We start from the raw sequence: 2857 nt of genomic DNA on the forward strand, positions 1-2857 counted from the left end.
GAATTCTTTTAACATGTTAGCTATATCTTCTTTTGAGTAACCTAAACGTACAAAAAGACTTTTGAGAGGATCAGTTTCAGGAACTACACCCATTTCTCTCCAACTTTTAAAATCATTTTTTAATATTCCATTGATTAAAAGTTGAATAGTAATTAAGTCCTCACTTTTAATAGCGATAAATGCATCCTCATCTTCAAAAACATTTTCCGGATCAATTAATGTTAAATTTCCTGCTATATCTTTTTTTACAATTGCATTGTCAATTTTATATGCCATAGTACCACAACTTATTAATCTAGTTAAAACTATATTCTAAATACTATTTAAAATTTAACCTTTAATTGATTTATATCCACTTTCAATCGCTTTCAAATTCATTTCATGGAACTTAGGTTTTAAATTATTTTTCATTGCTTCAATAACTGATTCTTTAGATAATGGAAAATTATCATCAGCAGTAACTGCGCCCAATAAAACCATGTTTAAAGCTAAAACACTTCCTGCCTCAATTGCAAGATCAGTTCCATCAATCGGAAGAACATGATTAAAGTTTTCCTTTAAAACTTTTGTGATGCCATCTACACTAGGATAAGGTTTATCTGTTGAAGACGGAATAATCAGATGAGTATTATAAACTATTTTAGTCTCACTGTTTACTTTATCGAGGCCTCTGATTGTTTCAATTGGTTCAAAGGAAAGTAACATATTAGCACCTTCATTTGGAATAATTGAGGAATTATAACCTCCAATCTTTAATTCAGTAGATACAGAACCTCCACGTTGAGACATTCCATGAATTTCACTCATAACAACATCCAGACCCTGATTCATTGCTGCTTCACCGATGATTGTAGAAGTCTTGATTATTCCTTGGCCTCCTACACCGCAAATATAAATACAATATTGATTATCCATTTTCTCACCTACCTGCCTCTAATGCACCATATTTACAAACTTGGATACATACATTGCATCCGTCACATTGAGCCTTATCAATAGTGATTTTTCCATCAATCTTTGAGATTGCAGGACATGCAAGTTCACTTACACATTTATCACAGTTATTACAATTACTTTCCACAAGATTAACTGGAGGTTTTTTAGTTAATCCTTTAATTAAAGTACATGGAGCTTTTGAAATAATTACTGCAGTATCATCTCTTTTGAAAGCTTCAACATAAGTTTTGACAACCTGTTCCAAGTTAAACGGATTTATTACACGAACATAATCGCATCCGCAGGCAACAGCCAACTTACGAATGGAAATTTCAGGTGCATCATCACCCATTCCATCAACAGGAATACCAGGATTCGGCTGACCTCCGGTCATTGCAGTGATTCTGTTGTCAAGAACTGTCAATACGAAATTATGCTTGTTGTGAACAGCATTGATTAATGGAGCGACACCACTGTGGAAAAATGTGGAGTCTCCGATGAAACTTGCTACCTTTTGGTCTGTTGAAACTGAAAATCCGCAACCGTCACCAACACTTGAACCCATTGAAAGAAGATAGTCGGCAGCATTGTAAGGAGGGTTTATACCTAATGTGTAACATCCAATATCAGAAGCAAAAACAACATCGGAAGGTTTTAATCCCAGTTCTTCAATGGCCTTGTTGATTCCATAATACATTGCCCTGTGAGGACATCCTGCGCATAAAACAGGTGCTCTTTGAGGAATATCTTCCTGTAATTTTTCAAGACTTTTTGAATATGAAATATTTGAATCCTCTTTAAATTCAAATGTTTTATTTAATCCGTCAGCTACAACATCTGAGTTGAATTCATGATAAAGAGGGAAAGTTCCATCCAGTTTACCGTGGACTGTGACATTGAGCTTTTTAGCACCTACTGTAGCCAATGTTTCCCTTTCCATTATAGGGTCAACTTCCTCTACAATGAACACTTCATCCAAATCAGCAAGGAAATCTGCAACCTTTTGCTGAGGGAAAGGATATGAAAATCCTAATTTTAAAATGTCAATATCCAAATTATTTAATTTGACAACATCGTGGGCATAATTATATGCGCTGCTTGAAGCAATGATTCCGTATTTTTTACTGCCGGCAAAGTCAACTTCCTTATTTAACTCTGTTTTGTTTGTCAACTCTTCAATTTTATGGATTTTGTCCCATAATCTTACATGCATATCCCCAGCAAATGCAGGAACCGGAACATATTTTGAAGGATCCTTGTTGAAATGACCTCTCTTCCAGTGGTTATCCCCCTTAGAGGAATTGTCATTGATGTCTCCAAATTCAACAACGCCTCTCATGTGAGAAACACGTGTGGTGGTTCTGACAATTACCGGTAAATTAAACTGTTCAGACAATTCAAATGCGTATTTAACCATGTCCTTAACTTCCTGACAGTTTGAAGGTTCTAAAATAGGTACATTTGCCAATCTTGCATAATTACGGGTGTCCTGTTCATTTTGAGATGAAAACAAAGATGGGTCATCAGCAGACAATATGACCATTCCGCCGTTGACACCGGAATATGCTGTTGTCATGAATGAATCTGCAGCCACATTCATACCTACATGCTTCATGAATGTGAATGACCTTAAGCCTGAAGCTGCAGCGGTAGCAGCAATCTCCATTGCAACCTTTTCATTAGTAGAAAATTCAAAATAAATATTGGCGTCTTTTGCCAATACTGATAATATATTTCCAATTTCAGATGAAGGAGTCCCGGGATAAGTAGCAGCAATAGAAACACCTGCTTCAATAACGCCTCTTACAGCCGCTTCATTACCTAATAAAAATTGTTTATCACCAGACTCTCCTGTGACTAATTCTTTTAAATTCATAATTTTTCCTCAAAAAACCATTTATACAAGTCGGAGGCCAAGCGG

General features: G+C 35.7%; 3 protein-coding genes. All 3 read right to left on the minus strand.

The features are described 5' to 3' along the window. The coding region (locus tag ACKI2P_RS08175; protein WP_407376704.1) for a hypothetical protein at positions 1–276 on the minus strand (276 nt) is incomplete at its 3' end. 54 nt (positions 277–330) lie between these two features. Beyond that, entirely contained in the window at positions 331–915 is a 585-nt protein-coding gene (locus tag ACKI2P_RS08180) for an indolepyruvate oxidoreductase subunit beta (protein WP_407376706.1), read from the minus strand. Positions 916–919: 4 nt separating this feature from the next. After that, the gene (gene iorA, locus ACKI2P_RS08185) at positions 920–2812 is read right to left on the minus strand and encodes an indolepyruvate ferredoxin oxidoreductase subunit alpha (protein WP_407376708.1); all 1893 of its coding nucleotides are present in this window, start codon (positions 2810–2812) and stop codon (positions 920–922) included. Positions 2813–2857 lie beyond the last annotated feature (45 nt).

Origin of the sequence: Methanobrevibacter sp., assembly GCF_045541095.1 — an archaeon.
GTDB lineage: Archaea > Methanobacteriota > Methanobacteria > Methanobacteriales > Methanobacteriaceae > Methanocatella.

What these genes read in the sequence shown, in the direction of transcription:
- ACKI2P_RS08180 (WP_407376706.1), bottom strand. Translation starts at nt 915, where the DNA reads ATGGATAATCAATATTGTATTTATATTTGCGGTGTAGGAGGCCAAGGA.
- iorA (WP_407376708.1), bottom strand. Translation starts at nt 2,812, where the DNA reads ATGAATTTAAAAGAATTAGTCACAGGAGAGTCTGGTGATAAACAATTT.